Source organism: Alistipes shahii WAL 8301 (genome assembly GCF_025145845.1).
Taxonomy (GTDB): domain Bacteria; phylum Bacteroidota; class Bacteroidia; order Bacteroidales; family Rikenellaceae; genus Alistipes; species Alistipes shahii.
In genome coordinates this window covers 2,748,377-2,768,461 of record NZ_CP102253.1, presented here as the reverse complement: position 1 = coordinate 2,768,461, position 20,085 = coordinate 2,748,377, and the positions used below count along the sequence as shown (strand labels likewise).

Annotated in this window: 14 protein-coding genes, 2 tRNA genes and 3 pseudogenes; 9 read left to right on the top strand and 10 right to left on the bottom strand. The window is 60.4% G+C overall.

The features are described 5' to 3' along the window. Positions 1-81: 81 nt before the first annotated feature. Both NQ492_RS11605 and NQ492_RS11600 read right to left on the bottom strand, forming a co-directional pair. A complete protein-coding gene (locus NQ492_RS11605; RefSeq protein WP_015547667.1) occupies positions 82-354 on the bottom strand; it encodes a hypothetical protein in 273 nt (90 codons plus the stop codon). Positions 355-490: 136 nt separating this feature from the next. Continuing rightward, a complete protein-coding gene (locus NQ492_RS11600; RefSeq protein ID WP_022061460.1) occupies positions 491-1,690 on the bottom strand; it encodes an L-serine ammonia-lyase, iron-sulfur-dependent, subunit alpha in 1,200 nt (399 codons plus the stop codon). A gap of 206 nt (positions 1,691-1,896) precedes the next feature. On the opposite strand from NQ492_RS11600, the pseudogene NQ492_RS16275 reads away from it, so the two are divergent. Beyond that, a pseudogene (locus tag NQ492_RS16275) lies at positions 1,897-2,178 on the top strand (helix-turn-helix domain-containing protein); the annotation flags it as partial. A gap of 102 nt (positions 2,179-2,280) precedes the next feature. Beyond that, positions 2,281-3,195 (top strand): annotated as a pseudogene (locus NQ492_RS11590) (IS3 family transposase); the annotation flags it as partial. Between the two features lie 54 nt (positions 3,196-3,249). On the opposite strand, the gene NQ492_RS11585 reads toward NQ492_RS11590, so the two are convergent. The 4 genes and pseudogenes from NQ492_RS11585 to NQ492_RS11570 all read right to left on the bottom strand — a co-directional run. Beyond that, positions 3,250-3,321: transfer RNA gene (locus tag NQ492_RS11585), tRNA-Arg, on the bottom strand. Positions 3,322-3,384: 63 nt separating this feature from the next. Beyond that, positions 3,385-4,848: an OmpP1/FadL family transporter gene (locus tag NQ492_RS11580; RefSeq protein WP_015547665.1), complete on the bottom strand. Its 1,464-nt coding sequence runs from the start codon at positions 4,846-4,848 to the stop codon at positions 3,385-3,387. A 534-nt stretch (positions 4,849-5,382) separates the two neighbouring features. Continuing rightward, positions 5,383-6,579, bottom strand: coding sequence for a pyridoxal phosphate-dependent aminotransferase (locus tag NQ492_RS11575; protein WP_015547664.1), 1,197 nt, complete (start codon positions 6,577-6,579; stop codon positions 5,383-5,385). A gap of 26 nt (positions 6,580-6,605) precedes the next feature. Continuing rightward, a pseudogene (locus NQ492_RS11570) lies at positions 6,606-6,872 on the bottom strand (HU family DNA-binding protein); the annotation flags it as partial. Positions 6,873-7,038: 166 nt separating this feature from the next. Between NQ492_RS11570 and NQ492_RS11565 the strand changes: the two are divergent. Both NQ492_RS11565 and NQ492_RS11560 read left to right on the top strand, forming a co-directional pair. After that, positions 7,039-7,126, top strand: a tRNA-Ser gene (locus NQ492_RS11565). 376 nt (positions 7,127-7,502) lie between these two features. Further along, a complete protein-coding gene (locus tag NQ492_RS11560) occupies positions 7,503-8,363 on the top strand; it encodes an enoyl-ACP reductase FabI (protein ID WP_022062555.1) in 861 nt (286 codons plus the stop codon). 376 nt (positions 8,364-8,739) lie between these two features. Here NQ492_RS11560 and NQ492_RS11555 read toward each other — a convergent pair whose 3' ends face one another. From NQ492_RS11555 to NQ492_RS11545, 3 genes are all read right to left on the bottom strand, one after another. Beyond that, a complete protein-coding gene (locus NQ492_RS11555; protein WP_044054542.1) occupies positions 8,740-9,882 on the bottom strand; it encodes a cytochrome d ubiquinol oxidase subunit II in 1,143 nt (380 codons plus the stop codon). A gap of 181 nt (positions 9,883-10,063) precedes the next feature. Next, entirely contained in the window at positions 10,064-11,626 is a 1,563-nt protein-coding gene (locus tag NQ492_RS11550; RefSeq protein ID WP_138266256.1) for a cytochrome ubiquinol oxidase subunit I, read from the bottom strand. A 166-nt stretch (positions 11,627-11,792) separates the two neighbouring features. Then, positions 11,793-12,008: a DUF4492 domain-containing protein gene (locus NQ492_RS11545; protein ID WP_015547662.1), complete on the bottom strand. Its 216-nt coding sequence runs from the start codon at positions 12,006-12,008 to the stop codon at positions 11,793-11,795. Positions 12,009-13,042: 1,034 nt separating this feature from the next. Here NQ492_RS11545 and NQ492_RS11540 point away from each other — a divergent pair. Together NQ492_RS11540 and NQ492_RS11535 are read left to right on the top strand one after the other, a co-directional pair. After that, positions 13,043-14,482, top strand: a complete 1,440-nt coding sequence (locus tag NQ492_RS11540) for a Na+/H+ antiporter NhaC family protein (RefSeq protein WP_015547661.1) — start codon at positions 13,043-13,045, stop codon at positions 14,480-14,482. Continuing rightward, entirely contained in the window at positions 14,479-15,129 is a 651-nt protein-coding gene (locus NQ492_RS11535; RefSeq protein WP_015547660.1) for an HAD family hydrolase, read from the top strand. Before NQ492_RS11540 ends, NQ492_RS11535 begins: the two co-directional genes overlap by 4 nt. Before the next feature lie 919 nt (positions 15,130-16,048). On the opposite strand, the gene NQ492_RS11530 is transcribed toward NQ492_RS11535, so the two are convergent. Continuing rightward, the gene (locus NQ492_RS11530; protein WP_118406898.1) at positions 16,049-17,182 is read right to left on the bottom strand and encodes a sigma-54-dependent transcriptional regulator; all 1,134 of its coding nucleotides are present in this window, start codon (positions 17,180-17,182) and stop codon (positions 16,049-16,051) included. A gap of 192 nt (positions 17,183-17,374) precedes the next feature. Here NQ492_RS11530 and NQ492_RS11525 point away from each other — a divergent pair, with 192 nt between their 5' ends. The 3 genes from NQ492_RS11525 (at position 17,375) to NQ492_RS11515 (ending at position 20,062) form a co-directional block, all read left to right on the top strand. Continuing rightward, on the top strand, positions 17,375-18,073 hold the full coding sequence (locus tag NQ492_RS11525) for a DUF4290 domain-containing protein (protein ID WP_022061407.1): 699 nt from the start codon (positions 17,375-17,377) through the stop codon (positions 18,071-18,073). Positions 18,074-18,135: 62 nt separating this feature from the next. Further along, positions 18,136-19,275, top strand: coding sequence for a TlpA disulfide reductase family protein (locus NQ492_RS11520; protein ID WP_015547659.1), 1,140 nt, complete (start codon positions 18,136-18,138; stop codon positions 19,273-19,275). Between the two features lie 4 nt (positions 19,276-19,279). After that, complete coding sequence (locus NQ492_RS11515) at positions 19,280-20,062, top strand: UDP-2,3-diacylglucosamine diphosphatase (RefSeq protein ID WP_015547658.1); 783 nt, start codon at positions 19,280-19,282, stop codon at positions 20,060-20,062. Positions 20,063-20,085: the final 23 nt, after the last annotated feature.

Below are 20,085 nucleotides of genomic sequence, written 5' to 3'. Positions count from 1 at the left end.
GATCCGATAAATCAGGTCGTTATGCCCTTTTAATCCCGCTCCCGAAAGGGTGCGGCTTTTTCATTGGGACGGATCGGCCGCTTATTCGAAGGCGACCGTCTGACCGTTGATTTTCACGTCGCTGAAGACGGCTTCCGAGGTCTTCTTGCTGTCGCCGCTGTTGGCCGCCAGGCCGATCAGCAGTTTGTCGGGCAGTCCGCTGACGGTGACGGACTTTCCCACGCCGAAAGGATCGTCCCTGGTCCCGGCCGGCAGCGTCGTTGCGGGCGGATCGGGGGTGTCTTCGGTGGCGTCGTCGCCGCACGCTCCGGCGAGCAGCGGGAGGACCAGCAGAAGGAGTAAGAATCGTCTCATACGTATTGTGGTTTTAGGTTGACGTTTGCTGATAACAAAATTAACCCGCCGGAGGTTGTCCGACGGGGAAAATTTATCCGTTTACAGGGAAAAATCGTCACACGCCCGGAAGGATGCTTCCGGCGCGCCCGAAACCTTATCGTTTGAAGCGTTTGGCAAGGCCCCCTTCGGAGGTTTCGCGGTAGAGGCTCGGAAGGGCGTGGCCCGTTTCGTTCATCACCTCCACGACCTTGTCGAAGCTCACCATGTGCGAGCCGTCGGAGAGCGTGGCGTAGGCGTTGGCGTCGAAGGCCCGGGCTGCGGCGATGGCGTTGCGCTCGATGCAGGGGACCTGCACCAGTCCGCACACGGGGTCGCACGTGAGGCCCAGGTGGTGTTCGAGACCCATCTCGGCGGCGTATTCGATCTGCGAAGGGGTTCCGCCGAAGAGCTGGCACGCGGCGGCGGCAGCCATGGCGCACGCCACGCCGACCTCGCCCTGGCAGCCGACCTCGGCGCCCGAAATGGAGGAGTTGGTCTTGGCGACGTTGCCGAAAAGTCCGGCGGTGGCCAGCGCCCGCAGGATGCGGATGCGCAGGAAGTTGCGCGAGGTGGAGAGGTGGTAGAGCACGGCGGGCATGACGCCGCTCGACCCGCACGTGGGGGCTGTCACGACCGTGCCGCCCGAGGCGTTTTCCTCGGAGGTGGCCAGCGCGTAGGCGTAGATTTTGGCCCGCGAGGAGAGCGAGTCGGTGTAGCTTTTCGACTTGACCCAGTAGGTCGAGGCCTTGCGGGCGACCTTCAGCCCTCCGGGCAGCACGCCGTCGTTGTTCAGGCCGCGCTGGATGGTTGCGCACATCGTCTCCCAGACCGTGTCGAGGTAGTCCCAGATTTCGGGACCTTCGCAGTCGCTCACATACTCCCAGAAGGTCTTGCCCTCGTGGTAGCACCACTCCTTGATCTCCGAAATGGTCGACAGCGGGTAGATGCTCCGGGGCGTTTCGAGGCGCGAGGCCTCGTTGGCCAGCGCCCCGCCGCCGACGCTGTAAATGGTCCAGGAATCGACGACTTCGTCGCCTTTCAGCCCTTCGAACAGCATGCCGTTGGGGTGGAAGGGGAGCACGACCTCCGGTTTCCAGACGATCCGGGTCGGGGCGGCCGGTTCGAGCACCGAAAGGATCGCCACGTCCGTCAGGTGGCCCTTGCCCGTGGCGGCCAGCGATCCGTAGAGGGTCACGCGGTAGGCGTCGACGTCGCGGCAGCGTTCCGCAAACCGTTCGGCGGCCCGCTTGGGACCCATCGTGTGGCTGCTCGACGGGCCGCTGCCGATCCTGTATAACTCTTTAAGCGATTCCATAATCGTGATTTTACGGGAGCAAAGATAGGTAAAATTCCACAAGAAAAGGAGAAATAAGCCTTTCTCGCTTTTTACCCGGCATGGATGTGCGGAAGTCTCCCTTTTCAAAGGGAGGTTTGGGGGGCTGCATGGGTTCAGGGGCACAAAAAAAGGAGGGATATTGTGAACTGCACCCCAAAAGTTGGACATAACTTTTGGGGTGTTTTATGAAGTACAGTTATGAGGAGAAATTAGCGGCAGTTTTGTCTGTTGTCAATGGCCAACATTCCGTATCGTCCGCCTCCAAGCATTTTGGAATAAGCTATACGCCTTTGTCGCGTTGGATTGCGCGTTATAAAGAGTTCGGCGAAGCAGGTCTTCGTATACGGCAATATACTTACAGCGGCGATTTTAAGTTGTCAGCTATCAGGCACATGCACGAGAATCACTTATCTTTAACGGAAACAACGGCAAAGTTCGGTATTTACAATGAGAGTACGCTGAGCAAATGGGAGCGTATCTATTATGAAGAAGGTGAATCCGGTCTTTACCGTGATAATCGGGGTAAGATGAGAACCAAGCCTAATAAACAGGAACTACAACCACAGGAAGAAAATGACTTGCGAGTCGAAAACCAACGTCTTCGCGCCGAGGTTGCTTACTTAAAAAAATTGAGGATCTTAGTCGAGGAACGCATCGTCCGCGAGAACGGGAGCGGGCAAAAGCCATCGAAGAACTAAGACCGGAACATACCCTTCCCACGCTATTGTTATCATCTGAAGCAGTTAAAGTTCCCCGATAAATACAAACAAGAGAAAAACGAGATTGTAAGTATATACCACGATCATAAGGGACGTTATGGTTACCGCCGTATCACAGTAGAGATGCACAATCGCGGATATTCTATAAACCATAAAACGGTACTGAGGTTAATGAACGAATGTGGAGTTAAATGCCAGGTGCGCCTAAAAAAATATCGTTCATACAAAGGAGAGGTTGGTGCCGTGGTGCCCGACTTGCTGAAACGTAATTTTATGGCGGAACGTCCTAATCAAAAGTGGGTTACAGACCTTACTGAATTTTCTCTGTTCGGCAAGAAGCTTTATCTGTCGCCTATTATGGACTTATATAACAGGGAAATAATAAGTTATAATATAGCTGAACATCCGACCTTTTACCAAACAATGAAAATGCTTGAAGATGCCATAAAGGATCTGCCCGATACTCCGGAACTTATACTTCACTCGGATCAGGGTTGGCAGTACCAGATGAAACGCTATCAATATCGGCTGCGTGAAAAAGGTATTAGTCAGAGCATGTCTCGTAAGGGAAACTGTTTGGATAATGCGGTCATGGAAAACTTTTTCGGACTGTTAAAATCAGAATTATTATATTTGCAGAAGTTCGAGTCTGTCGATCATTTCCGCAAGGAACTGGAGGAATACATAAATTACTACAATAACAAGCGAATAAAGACCGCTTTAAACAACATGAGCCCGGTACAATACCGAACTCATGCTATCTGAATTATTAATCAGTCCAAACTTTGGGGTGCACATCAATTGATTCCTCCTTTCTTGTAGCCCCACCGCGACTCGAACGCGAATTTAGGGTTTAGGAAACCCTCGTTCTATCCCTTGAACTATGGAGCCGTTAAAAACAATGCGGCGCGTCTGTTGCCAAACGCACCGCAAAGATAGTAAATTTTTCTGTTTTTAGAAACTGAACCCCACGCCGATGGAGAACGTGTGGGCGCGTGCGGTGTAATTGCCTGAAAAGTCGGTGATCGCGCTGGTCGTCGGATACTCGGGGGCAACGTTCTTGATCTGCTCGTTGGCCAGCGCCAGCACGGAGTTGACGTAGGGATAGGAACCCGTGCGCTCCGGATCGGCCGAATTCACATAGCCGTAGGCCAGGTCGACGTGCATCCATTTGCAAGGACGGAACGTGACGCCGGCGGTGTAGGCGAGTTTGGTCATCGAGGGCGTTTCGGGATTGAGGTAGTCGCTGCTTACGGGGCTTTCGTCGACATACATACCCATGCGGGCCGTCAGCCAGTCGAGTGCGTGGTATTCGCCGCCGAAGCGGAATGCCAGCGTGTTGGAGTAGTTTTTGTCGCTGGCGGGGATCGTCAGGACCGGAAGATTCGTCGACGGATTGAGGATCTGGACATCGAGTTGGTCGTATGCGCTCCACAGCACGTATTGCAGATCGACGGCAAACTCCCATTTCGGCACGGGGCGGAAGCTGACGCCCCAGGTCAGCGATGCCGGGAGCGGAAGTTCGGTTTTCACGATTGCCGAGGAGATTGCCGAGGGATTGATGTCGAATTTCGGAAGAAGCTGTCCCAGGACGGCCTGAATCGTCGGATCGTCGATGGTCGACATGTCGATCGAGCCGGAATTCACCTTCATCTTGAGTTTCGAACGATAGGTCATGCCGAGCGACCATTGTTCGTTGATGTTCCACATGATGCCGAGATTCACCCCGACGGCCATTTTGGCCTTGCCTTCGAGATCCAGCGACATGATGTTGCGGTCGCCTGCCAGCTCGAAGATGTTCGGAGTGCCCGGAGCTACGATCTGTATGATGTTGTTCAGCGCGACGTTTTGGGCATTCGCCGCTCCGACGGGCAGCATCGAACGCGAAAGGTCGAATTTACCCCACGTCATCATCAGGCCGGCGCCGACGGAGAGGTGTTCGCAGATTTTGAACGACACCGTAGGCTGGAGATTGTAGGCCTTGAGGTTGATGGACTGCACGAGCTGCGCTCCGGCCCAATTGTCGCCCCAGTTCATCGAAGAGCCGAAGGGGGTGTTGAAAGCCAGGCCGACCGACATCCAGTCCAGCGGCTTGTAGTTGAAATAGGCGTAGAGCGGGGTTGCGATCTTGTTGTCCGACGTGAAGTGCCGGGACTGGGTCTTGCCCGTGTAGTCGGGCAGGGTGGTATAAGTGGCTTTCGAGTCTATTCCCGTGACGCCGACCGAAAAGTCGAACTGCGTGCTTTGGAATGATGCGGCTGCGGGGTTGAACCAAATGGACTCCGAGTTGAGTTTCATGGCCGTACCTACGTGGCCCATACCGTTCTGTTTCGAGGAGAGGTTGTTTACCTGATAGCCCTCGGCGTAAGCGCCGGAGGCGATGGCTGCGGCGGCCAGAACGAGGAAAAGTTTTTTCATAACGAATTGGTTTGGTTTATACTCGGCATGCCTCCCGGCATGCAAAATCGGGGCAAAAGTAGGAAAACTATCCCCTCGGCCCAAACTTTTTGGTCTAAAATTCCCGAAAATTGTACTAAATGGTATAGGATTGGCCGAATTGGCGGGTTTTGCTCCGAGGTCTCTCCGGGAATGGATACCGATTTATAATAAGCGCCGCCGGGGGAGGCGGGGTGTGACTGCCGGAGAGGCGGGGATTGCCGGGGTTGAGGGGCCGGGGATTGCCGGGTTGTCAGGCCGGCCGGGGTTGTCGGGGGCGGCAGGATGTTCGGGGACAGCAGGGTATTCGAGGCTACACCGCAGCGGGCCGTGGACTTCCGCGGCCGTGGACTTCCGCGGCCGAGACTTCCGCGGCCGGGGGCCGGAGATTGCCGGGGCGGCAGGATGTGGTTGCCGGGTCGTCGGGCCTCCCGTCGGGTCGTCAGGGTCTTCGGGGTTGTCGGGTCGTCGGGCCTCCGGAAATGAACAAGACCCGCCAGCGAGCGGGTCTTGTCTTTATTTTCTGGCGTTGTAGGCTTCGAGCGCCTTGCCCAGGATCAGCAAGGCCCGCTCGAGGTCCTCCTTCTTGAGGACGTAGGCGATGCGGACCTCGTTGCGGCCGCATTCGGGATCGGAGTAGAAGCCCGACGCAGGCGCCATCATAACGGTTTCGCCTTCGTATTCGAAATCCGAGAGACACCAGGCGCAGAACTTGTCGCTGTCGTCGACCGGGAGCCGTGCCACCGTGTAGAAAGCCCCCATCGGGATCGGCGAGTAGACGCCCGGGATGCGGTTCAGTCCGTCGATCAGGCATTTGCGGCGTTCGATGTACTCCTCGTAGACCTCGGTGCTGTACGACCGCGGCGCGTCGATCGACGCTTCGGCGATGATCTGCCCGATGAGCGGCGGCGAGAGGCGCGCCTGGCAGAATTTCATCACCGCATTGCGCAGCGTCTTGTTCTTGGTGATCAGCGCGCCGATGCGGATGCCGCACTCGGAGTAGCGTTTCGACACCGAGTCGATCAGCACGACGTTCTGCTCGATGCCTTCGAGGTGGCAGGCCGAAATGTAGGGCGAACCGGTGTAGATGAATTCGCGGTAGACCTCGTCCGAAAAGAGGAACAGGTCGTATTTCTTCACCATGTCGCGGATGCGGTTCATCTCGCGGCGGGTGTAGAGGTAACCCGTGGGGTTGTTGGGGTTGCAGATCAGGATGCCGCGCGTGCGGTCGTTGATCAGCTTCTCGAACTCCTCGATCGGGGGCAGCGCGAATCCGTTCTCGATGGAGGCCACCACCGGGCGGATCACGGCGCCCGCCGAAATGGCGAAGGCCATGTAGTTGGCGTAGGCCGGTTCGGGAACGATGATTTCGTCGCCCGGGTTGAGGCACGACATGAAGGCGAAGAGCACGGCCTCGGAGCCGCCCGTGGTGACGATGATCTCCTCGGGCGAGAGCTTGATCTGATACTGCTCGTAATAGGTCACCAGCTTTTCGCGCAGCGAGCGGTAGCCGTCGCTGGGGCTGTATTCCAGCACCTTGCGGTCGATGTGTTTGAGGGATTCGAGACCCTCCTTGGGCGAGGGGAGGTCGGGCTGGCCGATGTTCAGATGGTAGATTTTCGTTCCCCGGGCGCGGGCCGCGTCGGCCAGCGGGACGAGTTTGCGTATCGGGGAGGCCGGCATCTGCTCGGCGCGGAGTGAAATTTCGGGCATGTTACGGTGTTTTTGCGGACGGGGTGTTATTCCACCTCGGCCGTAGGACGGAACTTGATGACCTTGCGGGGCGGGATCTTCACGGCGGCGCCCGTGCGGGGATTGCGGCCCACGCGTTCGGATTTCTGCTGCACGCTGAACGTACCCAGTCCCGTCAAGGTCAGCCGTTCGCCCTCGCGGAGCGACTGCACCGTGACCCGGATCATGGCGTCGACGGCCTTGCGGGCGTCTATCTTCGAGATGTTCGCGTCGAGGGCGATGGCCTCGACAAACTGCGCTTTGTTCATGGTGTCGTGCGTGAAGAAACTAACCTCTCGGTCCTAACTTACTGACAAAGATATGCAATTTTCGGATAAAGAAGAAAATTATCGTCTGATTTTGATTTTCGGACCGCCGTTGCGGACGATAAATCGCGGTAAAGATTTGGCGGAATGGAAAAACGGTGCTACTTTTGTCCCCGGAAAGTTGGCGGAGTGGTCGATCGCGGCGGTCTTGAAAACCGTTGAACCGCAAGGTTCCGGGGGTTCGAATCCCTCACTTTCCGCCAAGAAAAAGAAACGGGTTGCAAATCGAATTTGCAACCCGTTTTGTATTTGGGCCGGGCTGAATATATTCGGGACCGGATCGAATACAAAACGAAATGCGGCAGGGCCGCCGTTTCTTGGGCTTGCAGGGACGCCCCCGGCAGGGCCGGGAAAGACGAGCGGCACGAAGCCGTCGGGCGGAGTGCAGCGAAGTCAATTTCTCAATCAAGGAATCCCGGGGATCACGGAGCGACGGCGACGTAATTCCGCGATTCTCAATTCCCGTGCGTGGCCCCGCAGCCTGCCGCATTGGGGCGCAAGAGCGTTCGTTTGAGGCCGATTGGCGGGCCAATTCAAAAATAAGTGTTATATTTGTCCGAATTTTTAAACTGAATTACGATGTCATACAATTTATTGAAAGGAAAGAAAGGTCTGATTTTCGGAGCGCTCAACGAGCAGTCGATTGCCTGGAAAGTGGCGGAACGCGCCGTGGAGGAGGGCGCCGAAATCGTCCTCACCAATACCGCCGTATCAATCCGCATGGGAACCATCTCGAAGCTGGCCGAGAAGTGCAATACGATCGTCGTTCCGGCCGACGCCACGAGCGTCGGGGATCTGGAGAACCTGATCGACAAGACGATGGAGCACTTCGGGGGCAAATTCGATTTCATGCTCCACTCGATCGGCATGTCGCCCAACGTCCGCAAGGGACGCACCTATGACGATCTGGATTACGATTTCCTCTCGAAGACGCTCGACATCTCGGCCATTTCGTTCCACAAGGCCATTCAGGTGGCCCGCAAGAAGGACGCCATCAACGACTGGGGTTCGATCGTCGCCCTTTCGTACATCGCCGCGCAGCGCACGCTCTACGGTTACAACGACATGGCCGACGCCAAGGCGCTGCTGGAGTCCATAGCCCGCAGCTTCGGTTACATCTACGGCCGCGAGAAGCATGTGCGCATCAACACCGTGTCGCAGTCGCCGACGCCGACCACGGCAGGGAGCGGCGTGCTGGGGTTGGGCGACCTGATGGGTTTCGCCGAGAACATGTCGCCGCTGGGCAACGCTTCGGCCGAAGATTGCGCGGACTACGTGCTGACGCTTTTCTCGGACCTCACGCGCAAGGTCACGATGCAGAACCTCTACCACGACGGCGGATTCTCGTCGATGGGCATGTCGCGCCGCGCCATGAAGACCTACGAGAAGGGCATGCGGTTCGAGGACGTGCACGAGAACCAGTATCCTTTCGGCAAGTAGTTTCCGATTCTCACGGGCATATTTCGCCCTGCCTTGTTCGCCCCGAATGGGAAATACTTCGGTATATCCCATCCGGGGCTTACTGCATTATGTCGAAATCTGCTCCGCGATAATCAAAAACCCATCCGCGCCCATGAGTGGTCGTATGGTTGTAATTGACAGATATTCAGAATGATCTGACGGGGCGGGCTTGTGATGCAAGTCCGGCAGCCCGAAGCTGCCAGTCGCAATGCAAACCCCGGTTCTTAACCGGGCGAACACACGAACATGCGAACAGGGGGTGTTCGCCTATGTTCGCATGTTCGCATGTTCGCGCAGCCCCTCCCCGGCATAGCCCGCAAGCGGTCCGCGCCCTCGCTCAACCGCAAAGTTCGCCTTAATACTGGTGGTCGTCGCCGCGGATCTCCTCGCGGGTGATCGGGCGGCGGTTCATCGCACGCCAGGCGTACCAGATGTAGGCTGCCACGAACGGCACGAACAGCGACACCCACGCCATCGTGCGGAGCGTGAAGAGGCTCGACGAGGAGTTGCGGATCGTCAGCGACGACTGCATGTCCGCGAGCGAAGGGTAGTAGGCCGTGTCGTTCCACCCCGCGAGCAGCAGCAGCGACAGCACCGTGAGCACCGTGCCGACGCCCCCGAACCACACCGCACGGCGGCTGCCGCGCCACCCCAGCCAGACGCTCCACAGCACCGAAGCCACGCCGATCAGCAGCGCGGCGGCCACGTAGGGCATTTCCACGAGGTTGTGCAGGTATTTATAGGGTTCGATGGAGACCGTGCCCGCGGCGTCGACGGCCCATCCGTCGGCGAGGACGAGGGCCAGGAGCCATGCCACGAAGCAGGCGACGAACAGCACGGCGAACGTGCGCATGCGGCGTGCGGCGCGGCGGAAGATCGCCTCGTCGTCGATGTTGTTCATAAAGTACTGGCAGGCCAGCGTCATGGCCAGCAGCGTCACCGACAGGCCCAGCAGCACGTTGCGCCACTCGGCGACGGCCTCCAGCCCGTGCCACGGCGTCGCCCACTGCGAGATCACCGCCGCGCCGCCCTGGTTGGCCAGGTTGAGGCGGTCGACGGTGAATTCCGCCCCCGTGAAGAAGGTTCCCACGGCCGTGCCGATGAGCAGCGGGCCTAACACGCCGTTGACGAGCAGGAAGGCGTTGAAGGTCCGTTCGCCGAAGACGTTGCCCGGTTTGCGGCGGTATTCGTAGGCCACGGCCTGAATGACGAAGCACAGCAGAATGGCCATCCAGACGTAGAACGCCCCGCCGAACGACGTGGAGTAGAACAACGGGAACGAGGCGAAGAACGCCCCGCCGAACGTCACGAGCGTCGTGAAGGTGAACTCCCACTTGCGGCCCAGCGAGTTGACCAGCATGTTGCGCTCCTCTTCGGTGCGGCCGATCGTGTAGAGCAGCGCCTGACCGCCCTGCACGAACATCAGGAAGACCAGCAAGGCCCCCAAAAGCGAAATGACCAGCCACCAATAGTGTTGAAGTAGGGTGATAGTATCCATAGTTGTCGTTGTTGTCGTTGTTGTCGTTGTTGTCGTTGTTTTGCCGCTCTTGTCCGTCGGCGATTCACGGCGTACCGCCGTGTTTATAGATTTGACCCACCCCTAAATCCCCGCCCTGGCGGGGACTTGTGTCCGCTTGCGCGGAAGCCACGCTGCCGGTAAATTTGCGGTAGTCGGGATGTCAGTCGTCTTTAGGTCCTGTTTTGATCTGCCGGAACATAATGCTCAACTCGGCGGCGAGCAGCGCCGTGAACAGCGCCAGAAAGAGGAAGAAGGTCACCGAGACCGATCCGCTGGGGATTTTCGACGCCGCGACGCCCACGGGCATCAGGTCCTGGATGGCCCACGGCTGGCGTCCGACCTCGGCGACGACCCAGCCGGCCTGCGAGGCGAGGTAGGCCAGCGGGACGCTCCACACGGCCGTCCGCAGCAGCCAGCGTTTCGAGGCGAGGCGGTCGCGGCGGTTGAGCCACCAGACGAGGCCTAGCAGCAGGATGAAGAAGCAGCCCGCGCCGACCATCACGCGGAACGAGTAAAACAGCAGCGGCACGTCGGGCACGATCTGCTCCGGCGACGAGAGGTAACCGTAGCCGAAGTAGGCGAAATGTTCGCGCAGGAACTCCGCGCCCTGGGGCGTCGAGCGGTCGAACTTGGCCTCGATCTCGGTGATGGCCGCCGTGTCGCCCTTCTCGCGCGCCGTGCGGTAGCGGCCCAGCTCCTCGACGGCCACGCGCCCCCGTTCGATCTTCTCCGAGGCCGGCATCACGCCGTACTCCTCGTTGCCGTAGACCAGGTCGTTGATGCCCGGAACGAACGCGTCGGCCGAGCGGAAACTCATCAGCGAGAGCATCTTCGGAATGTCGATCCTGAAGTAGAAGGCGTCGCCGCCGGTCCGCTGCGCCTCGGGACGCAGGATGCCGACGGCCGTGAGCGGCGCGCCCTGCTGCCCGTCGTAGAGCGCCTCCATGGCCGCCAGCTTCATGGGCTGCACGCGGGCCACGATGGCGCCCGAACGGTCGCCCGTGAAGGCCGTGACGAGCGCGAAGACGAACCCGAAGGCCGAGGCGATGGCGATGCTCCGGCGGGCCATCAGCTGTTCGCGCCGGCGCAGCAGATACCACGCGCTGACCCCCACGACGAACAGCGCGGCGAGGACGAACGACGAGGTGACGGTGTGGAAGAACTTGTTGACCGCCACGGGCGACAGCGCCACGGCCGAGAACGAGGTCATCTCGTTGCGCACGGTTTCGAGGTTGAAGTCGCACCCCACGGGGTATTGCATCCACGAGTTGGCGACCAGAATCCACCACGCCGAGAGGTTGGCGCCGAAGGCCGTGAGCCACGTGGCCGTGAGGTGGAAACCCCGGCTGACCTTGCGCCAGCCGAAGAACATCACGGCGATGAAGGTCGATTCGAGGAAGAACGCCAGAATGCCCTCGATGGCCAGCGGCGCGCCGAAAATGTCGCCCACGAAGTGGGAGTAGTTGGACCAGTTGGTCCCGAATTCGAATTCGAGGATCAGGCCCGTGGCCACGCCGATGGCGAAGTTGATGCCGAACAGGCGCATCCAGAATTTGGTCGTGCGGAGCCAGAACGGGTCCTTCGTGCGGACGTAAAGGGTCTCCATGATGGCGATGAGGAAGCCCAGCCCGAGCGTCAGCGGGACGAACAGCCAGTGGTAGATGGCCGTCATGGCGAACTGCGCGCGCGACCAGTCGACGGTGGATAGGTAGTCGGAAAGCATAGCGTATTGGGTTACTGGTTGGTTGTCTGCGTCGCTCCGGGACGCCGGAGCCTTCTTGTTTGCGGCTTTCGGCCGCGTTTGCGGGCCCGCACCGCGCCGGCGACCCTGCCCCGGAGGGGGATTGACGCCGCGAGCGGCGGCCGGAACTGCATGATGACGGGTGCATTCATGGTTGCGGAATTTCGGGTGTCAGGTTTTCCAGCACGCAGCCGGCCTTTTCCGAGGGGCTTTTGCCCGCGAGCAGGTCGGGGAAGAAGAAGACTTTCAGCACGGCGAACAGGATGAAGAGTTTGATGAGGATGATGGCCCACAGGGTGCGTCCCACGGTCATTTCGCGGAATCCCTCGACGTAAAACCGGATCACTTTGCGGAGTGTCTCCATTTCGTTGCGTGTTGGATGTTCTACCAAAGTTAGGCAGAAAAAAGGAAATAAAAAAATTCCGGCCCCGAAAAAACACGGCCGGTGTACGATAAGGCCGGAAATGCTTACCGCCCCCCCCCGCGTAAGACGCCGGTTTCAGGGGGCTGGCGGCTTCGGCTTGCTTTCCTCCCGGTTAAGAACTGGGGCTCGCATTGCGGTTGGCAGCTTCGGCCCGCTCTGCGTCCGGTTCTGCGTCCGGTTCTCCGCCCGGTTCTCCGCGAACATGCGAACACGCGAACAGGGGCGAACATCCTTTGTTCGCGTGTTCGCTTCTTTGCCCGGCCGAAAAGACAGAACCGCGGCGAGTGCCGCGGCGTATAGCTACCTTTTGGTGGCAAAAGGTAGCACCAAAACCATCCGCATGTCGCTTTCGCGGGAACCACCTCCGGCCCGCGTTGAGCGGGCGCAGTAAGATCAGGCCTTTACAGCCTCCCGCTCCGGGCACGCGGGCTGTCGGTTGTCCTTCTTCCGCTACAAGCGAGAATGCGGCGGTTGAAACCCGCTTCCAGGGGCGATCGTAGGCTTCTGTGCTTCCTGCTTGTCCCGGACGCATCCCTCCCGCCGCGTTTCGCGGCGAACGATCCCGGCCCGATGCCGGAGCCGCGAAACGAAGTCCCGGCTAAAAGTGGCAAGAAACGGGGCCGGTTTGCTTGCAAACCCGCGAATAGGCGCCCGTTTCGAACGTTAGACGGGACGAAGTAGGCGAAGGCATCTGCCGGGGAGTTTTTGGTACTTTTTGCGGCCAAAAAGTACAAAGTACCCCGCGGGCGGAGACCGCGGTTGTCCTTCTTCCGCTACAAGCGAGAATGCGGCGGTTTACAACTCGCTTCTCGGGGTGATGCCGGGATTCTGCGCGAACATGCGAACAGGGGCGAACACCCTTTGTTCGCGTGTTCGCCCGTCGCGGTTTCTTCAGGGCGAAGACCGCAGGTCGGGCGTCCCGATGGCGCAAGTACGAAAATTCTTCGTACTTTTGCCTCTCGTAAGAAGAGAATATGAAGACGAATGCTGAAAAACTGCCGTCGCCCTGGGTGTCGGCCATTCCGCTGGCGGTGCTGACGGGACTCCTCTATGTCGTGATCCGCGCCTTCGGCGGCGAGGCCATCAACGGCGGAAGCCAGATCGCCCTGCTGTCGGCCACGTCGGTCTGCGTGATGCTCTCGATCGGCATCTACCGCTGCCGCTGGGCCGTGCTCGAAGAGGCCATCATCGACAACATCCGCGCCTCGGCGTCGGCCATCGTCATCCTGCTGCTGATCGGCGCCATCGCCGGCACGTGGATGATCTCGGGCGTGGTCCCGACGATGATTTATTACGGACTGCAAATCCTCCACCCGTCGTTCTTCCTCGTGGCTTCGTGCGCGATCTGCGCCGTGGTGTCGCTGATGACCGGATCGTCGTGGACCACCATCGCCACCATCGGCGTGGCGCTCATGGGCATCGGCCAGGCGATGGGCTTTTCGGAAGGATGGGTCGCCGGAGCCATCATCTCGGGAGCCTATTTCGGCGACAAGCTCTCGCTGCTCTCCGACACCACGGTGCTGGCCTCGTCGACGGCCGGCGTCGAGGTCTTCACCCACATCCGCTACATGCTCTACACCACCGTTCCGTCGATGCTCATCGCCCTCGGGGTCTTCACCGTCGCGGGCCTGGCGCTCGACCACGGAGTTTCGACCCATGCCGAAATGTATGCCGCGACGCTCGCCGCGACGTTCCGCATCACGCCGTGGCTCCTCGCGGTGCCGCTGGCCACGGGAATGCTCATCGCGCGGAAACTCCCGGCCATCGTGACGCTGTTCTCGTCCGTGGTCTTCGCCTGTGCGGCGATGCTCCTGGCGCAGCCCGAACTGGTGGCCCGGGTGGCGGGCGTCGGGGAGCTGGACTTCATGTCGGGGTTCAAGGGGGTGCTGATGACCTGCTTCGGCCCGACGGCCATCCCCACGGGCGCGCCGCAGCTCGACGAACTGGTCGCCACGCGCGGCATGGCCGGGATGCTGAACACCGTGTGGCTGATCATCTGCGCCATGTGCTTCGGCGGGGTGATGACCGGCAGCGGCATGCTGCGGTCGCTGACGTCGATCTTCCTGCGCTGGGTGCGCCGCGCCTTTTCGGCCGTGGCCTCGACCGTGGGCGCGGGCATCTTCTTCAACCTCTGCACCGCCGACCAGTATATCTCGATCATCCTCTCGGGGCGGCTTTTCCGCGACCTCTATGCCGACCGGGGGCTGGAGCCGAGGCTGTTGAGCCGCTCGGTGGAGGATTCCGCCACGGTCTGCTCGGTCCTGATCCCGTGGAACTCGTGCGGCATGACGCAGGCCACGGTGCTCGGCGTCTCGACCTTCGTCTACGCGCCCTACTGCATCTTCAACATCGTCTCGCCGCTGATGTCGCTGCTCGTGGCGGCTGTCGGCTGGAACATAAAACGGAAAAAATGAAAACTTCGCTCGTCATCTTCGACCTCGACGGCACGCTGCTCGACACGATCGGCGATCTGGCCGTGGCGTGCAACGCCGTGCTGGGTGTGCGGGGACTGCCGCAACACACCTATGAGGAATACTGTCATTTCGTCGGCAACGGCATCCTGCGGCTCGTGGAACGCGCCCTGCCCGAACCGCTGCGCACGCCCGAAACCGTCGCCGCGGTGCGCGCCGACTTCGTGAAATACTACACCGAACACATCGACGCCCATACGCGGCCCTACGACGGAATTCCGGAGCTGATCGCCGAACTGGCGCGGCGGGGCGTCGCGCTGGCCGTGGCGTCGAACAAGTTCCAGGCCGGGACCGAGAAGCTCGTCGGGCTGTTCTTCCCCGGGGTGACGTTCGCCGCGGTGCTGGGCCAGCGTCCCGGCGTGCCGCTGAAACCTTCGCCGGCAGTCGTCGAGGAGATTCTCGCACGGACGGGCACGGCGCGTGAGGAGGTGTTGTATGTCGGCGATTCGGGGGTGGACATCGAGACCGCGGCGGCTGCCGGGGTGCGCTCGGCGGGTGTGACGTGGGGTTTCCGCGACCGTGCGGAGCTGATCGCCGCCGGGGCGCGGCATCTGGTCGACCGGCCCGGCGAGTTGCTGGAGCTGCTGTGACGCCCGGTTCTTGCCACTTTTAGCCGGGCCTTCGTTTCACGGCTCCGGCATCGGGCCGGAGTCGTTCGCGGCCAGTGGCAACGTGCAGGAGGCGCAACCTCCGCATTCTCGCTTGTGGCGGAACAAGGATAACCGCGGTCTTCGCCCGCGGGGTACTTTGTACTTTTTGACCGCAAAAAGTACAAAAAACTCCCCGGCGGATGCCTTTGCCTACTTTGTCCCGTCTAACGTTCGAAACGGGCGCCTATTCGCGGGTTTGCAAGCAAACCGGCCCCGTTTCTTACCACTTTTAGCCGGGCCTTCGTTTCTCGGCTTCGGCATCGGGCCGGGATCGTTCGCCGCGAAACGCGGCGGGAGGGATGCGTTCGGGACAAGCAGGAAGCACAGAAGCCTACGATCGCCCCTGGAAGCGGTTTTAAACCGCCGCATTCTCGCTTGGAGCGGAACGAGAACAACCGAAAGCCCGCGTGCCCGGAGCGGGAGGCTGCATAGTCTTGTTCTTGCTGCGCCCGCTCAACGCGGGCCGGAGGTTGTTCCCGCGAAAGCGACATGCGGATGGTTTTGGTGCTTTTAACTTCGCTACGCTCGTTTTCCTCCTTCTGGCACGGCATAGCCCGCAAGCGGTCTCTGCTCGTGCTGCGTGCGTCGGTTGCCACCAAAAGGTAGCTATACCCCGCGGCAACCGCCGCGGTTCTGTCTTTTCGGCCGGGCAAAGAAGCGAACACGCGAACAAAGGATGTTCGCCCCTGTTCGCGTGTTCGCATGTTCGCGCAGAACCGGACGGAGAACCGGACGGAGAGCGAGCCGAAGCTGCCAGCCGCAATGTAAACCCCGGTTCTTAACCGGGCGCAGAACCGGACGGAGAGCGGGCCGAAGCTGCCAGCCGCAATGTAAACCCCGGTTCTTAACCGGGCGCGGGTCAGCAGTACTCCTTCACGTCGCGTGCCGTGATGCGGTCGCCGGAGAGGATGATCAGACGCTCGATGACGTTGCGCAGTTCGCGGATGTTGCCGCTCCACGGCATCCGTTGCAGCTCGGCCAGCGCGTCGGCGTCGATGGGTTTGGGGGCGGAGCCGTATTCCGAGGCGATCGTGCGGATGAAATGCTCGACCAGCGCAGGAATGTCCCCGGCATGCTCGCGCAGCGGCGGAACCCGCACCACGATCACCGCCAGACGGTGGTAGAGGTCTTCGCGGAAATTCCCTTTCTGAATCTCCTCGCGCAGGTTCTTGTTCGTGGCGGCCACCACGCGCACGTTGACCTCGATGTCCCGGTCGCTTCCCACGCGGCTGATGCGGCTCTCCTGCAGGGCGCGCAGCACCTTGGCCTGCGCCGCGAGCGACATGTCGCCGATCTCGTCCATGAAGAGCGTGCCTCCGTCGGCCTGCTCGAACTTGCCCTTGCGCTGCTTGACGGCCGAGGTGAAGGCCCCGCGCTCGTGGCCGAACAGTTCGCTCTCGATCAGTTCGGAGGGGATGGCCGCGCAGTTGACCTCGACGAACGGGGCCGCCGCGCGGACGCTCTTGGCGTGCAGCCAGCGGGCCACAAGCTCCTTTCCCGTGCCGTTTTCGCCCGTGATCAGCACCCGGGCCTCGCACGGGGCCACCTTGTCGATCAGCTGGCGGACGTGTTCGATCTCGGGCGAGACGCCGATGATCCGCTCGGCCTGGGCGGAGTGCGCCCGGCGGCGGCGCACGGGCGGGGCGGCCGGGGGCGCCTGCGCGGGCGCGGGATTGTCGATGGTGCGGTGCAGCGATTGCAGCAGCCGGTTCATGTCGATGGGTTTTGTGAGGAAATCCTGCGCTCCGTTGCGCACGGCCTTGACCGCCGTGTCGATCGACGTGTCGGCCGAGAGGGCTATGAACGGGATGCCTGCATCCGGAACCTTGCACTCCGTGTCGGACAGAATCACGTCGAACGGAATCCTCTCGCACAATGCCGAGGCCGCAGCCTCGTTCTCGACGGCTTCGGCCGAGAACCCTTCATACTCCAACCGCTCGCGCAGAATGTTTCGCACGCTTTTTGATTGGTCCAGAATTAAAACCTTTGTCATAGCTTTGTTTTTCCGAAATTTTACCTACTTTTGTCCCAAAGTTATGATTTTCCGCCGTGTAAAACGAATCCCGGAGGTCTCGCTCCGGGGTGCGGAGAGTGAGAAAAACGATCTTTAAACGGTCTATCGCAAAGGTCCGGCCGGAGGCTCCGGCGGACGAATCGCACTAATGTGCCGGACCGCAAATACAATATGAAAAAGAATTACAATTACACACGACGCAAGTTGTACCTGCCCGAGTACGGGCGCCATATCCAGGAGATGATCGACTCGCTGCTGGAGATCGAGGACCGCCGCGAGCGCAACCGGCAGGCGCGGGCCGTGATTGCCGTGATGGGCAATCTGAACCCCCTGCTGCGCGACACGGCCGATTTCACCCACAAACTCTGGGACCACCTTTTCATCATGTCTGATTTCCAGCTCGATGTGGACTCTCCCTACCCGCAGCCCTCGCGTCAGGAGCTGACCGCATCGCCCCGCCGGATGACCTATTCCCAGGGGCGGATCACCTATAAGCACTACGGCAAATACGTCGAGCGTATGATCCGCGGCCTGGCCGACGAGCGCAACCCGCGGACGGTCTCGCGCACGGTGGACAATCTGGCCCGCTACATGCGCACGAAGAGCTACGAATACAACCAGGAGCACCCCAACAACGAAGTGATCGTAAAAGACATCAAGCGCATGTCCGGGGGAGCGATCCAAATCGACGAAGTTGCCTTGAACAATCTCCGAAGCGACTATAAACAGCCCTTTTCGGCGCGTCTCCAAAAGGGGGCGCAGCAGCACCGGCAGCCCCACCAGCAGCAGCGGCAGCAGAAAAACCGCAGCCAGCAGCCCTACCGCAATTTCACGAAAAACAACGGGCCGCACCGCAATTCGTCGAAATAAAGGGCGCCTATTTGCGGAAAATTTATATCTTTGTTCTCCATTAACCGCGAAAAAGATCGTAAATGAACAAGCAAACGCTTTTCGTAACGCTCACGACGGCCGCCCTGATGTGTGGCTGCCAGTCGTCGAAAGTGAAGATTTCAGGCCGCTTCGTCGGCGGCGACGCGAAAAATATCTATCTGGAGCAGGTTCTTCCGCTGACGCAGTCGGTCGTGGATTCGGCGGCGCTGGCCCCCGACGGCAGCTACCGCATGGAACTCACGGGCGTGGCGAAGACCCCTTCCTTATACAATGTGATCTACGACGGCGAGCGCATTCCGCTGCTTCTGGCCGGCGGCGACAGGCTGACGCTCGGTTCCGTGGGCAGCGTCATCCGCAACTATACGGTGGAGGGTTCCTCCGAGTCGGAGTTGTTGCGACAGTTCTACCAGGCCTTCGTCACGGGGGCGCAGCAGCTGGAGAACATGGGCACGGAATTCGCGCGCAAACTCACGGACGAGGAGCGCAAGTCGCTGATCAAGGAGTATACGGCCGAATACTACCGCATCCGCCGCGAGCAGCTGCGGTTCATCATCGAGCACAAGGCGTCGCTGGCGGCGGTCTACGCCCTCTACCAGCGGCTTCCGGGCGACACGTACCTGTTCAACGGCGACAGCGACGTGGTCTACTACCGCACGGTTGCCGAGGCGTTGCAGGAGAGCTACCCCGAATCGCCCTACCTGCAATCGTTGCAGGCCGAGATCGCCCGCATGGACGCCCGCATCAGCCTCACGTCGCAGATCACCGAGGCGCGCCATCCGGACCTCGAACTGACGGACATCTACGGCAAGAAGATCCGTCTCTCGTCGCTGGCCGGAAAGGTCGTGCTGCTGGATTTCTGGTCGGCGGAACTGGGGTCGAGCAACGCGCTGAACGCCGATCTGAAGGAACTCTATCGGAAATATGCCGACGCACCCGTCGGGTTCGAGGTCTACCAGGTGGCCGTCGATACGTCGAAACCGCTGTGGATCACCGCCGTGCAGGAGCAGCAGCTGCCGTGGATCTCGGTCAGCGACCTGCGCGGGCGTTCGTCCGTGGCCCTCGGGCTTTACAACGTGCAGCGGCTCCCGGCCAACTTCCTGATCGACAAGGAGGGGACGATCGTGGCCAAGAACATCTACGGCAAGAGCCTCGAAGCGAAACTGGACGAGCTGACAAAATAGAATCATGTATTATTTCGCATCCGACATCCACCTGGGAGCCGGCGATGCCGCGACGGCACGGGCGGTCGAAAGACGCTTCGTGGCGTGGCTCGACGACGCGGCCCGGGATGCGGAGGCGATCTTTCTGGTCGGGGACATCTTCGATTTCTGGTTCGAATACCGCCGTGTGGTCCCCAAGGGCTTCGTGCGGACGCTGGGCAAGCTGGCCGAATTGACCGACCGGGGCGTGCGGGTGGTCTTCTTCACGGGCAACCACGACATGTGGGTCGGCGACTATCTGGCGCGCGAGTGCGGGCTGGAGATCCACACCTCGCCCGAGGTGATGACCCTCTCGGGCAAAAAGGTCTTCATCGCCCACGGCGACAACATGAAAATCGACGGGCAGCCGATGCTCAAGTTTCTGAACCGCATTTTCCGTTCGCGGACGTTGAGGTGGCTCTTTTCGTGGGGCGTGCATCCCGACTGGGCGCTGCGCTTCGGCCATTGGTGGAGCGGCAGGTCGCGCAAGGGGCACGGCGAGGAGGCGGCCCGCGGGGCGTCGCTGACCGAACCCTACACGGGGTCTTCCGAGCCGCACACCGAGCCGCTGGTCGAGTATGCCCGCGAGTATTCCCGGACGCATGCGGTCGATCTCTTCGTTTTCGGACACATGCACTTCCCGCGCGACTGCCGCGAAGGGCGGCTGCACGTGGTGAACCTCGGCTGCTGGGCCGAAAATCCCTCCTACGCCGTGCTGGACGCGGCGGGGGAGCTGACGCTGAAAATGCCGGGCAAGACCTCGGTTTAGCGATAAAACGATTAAATGACGAT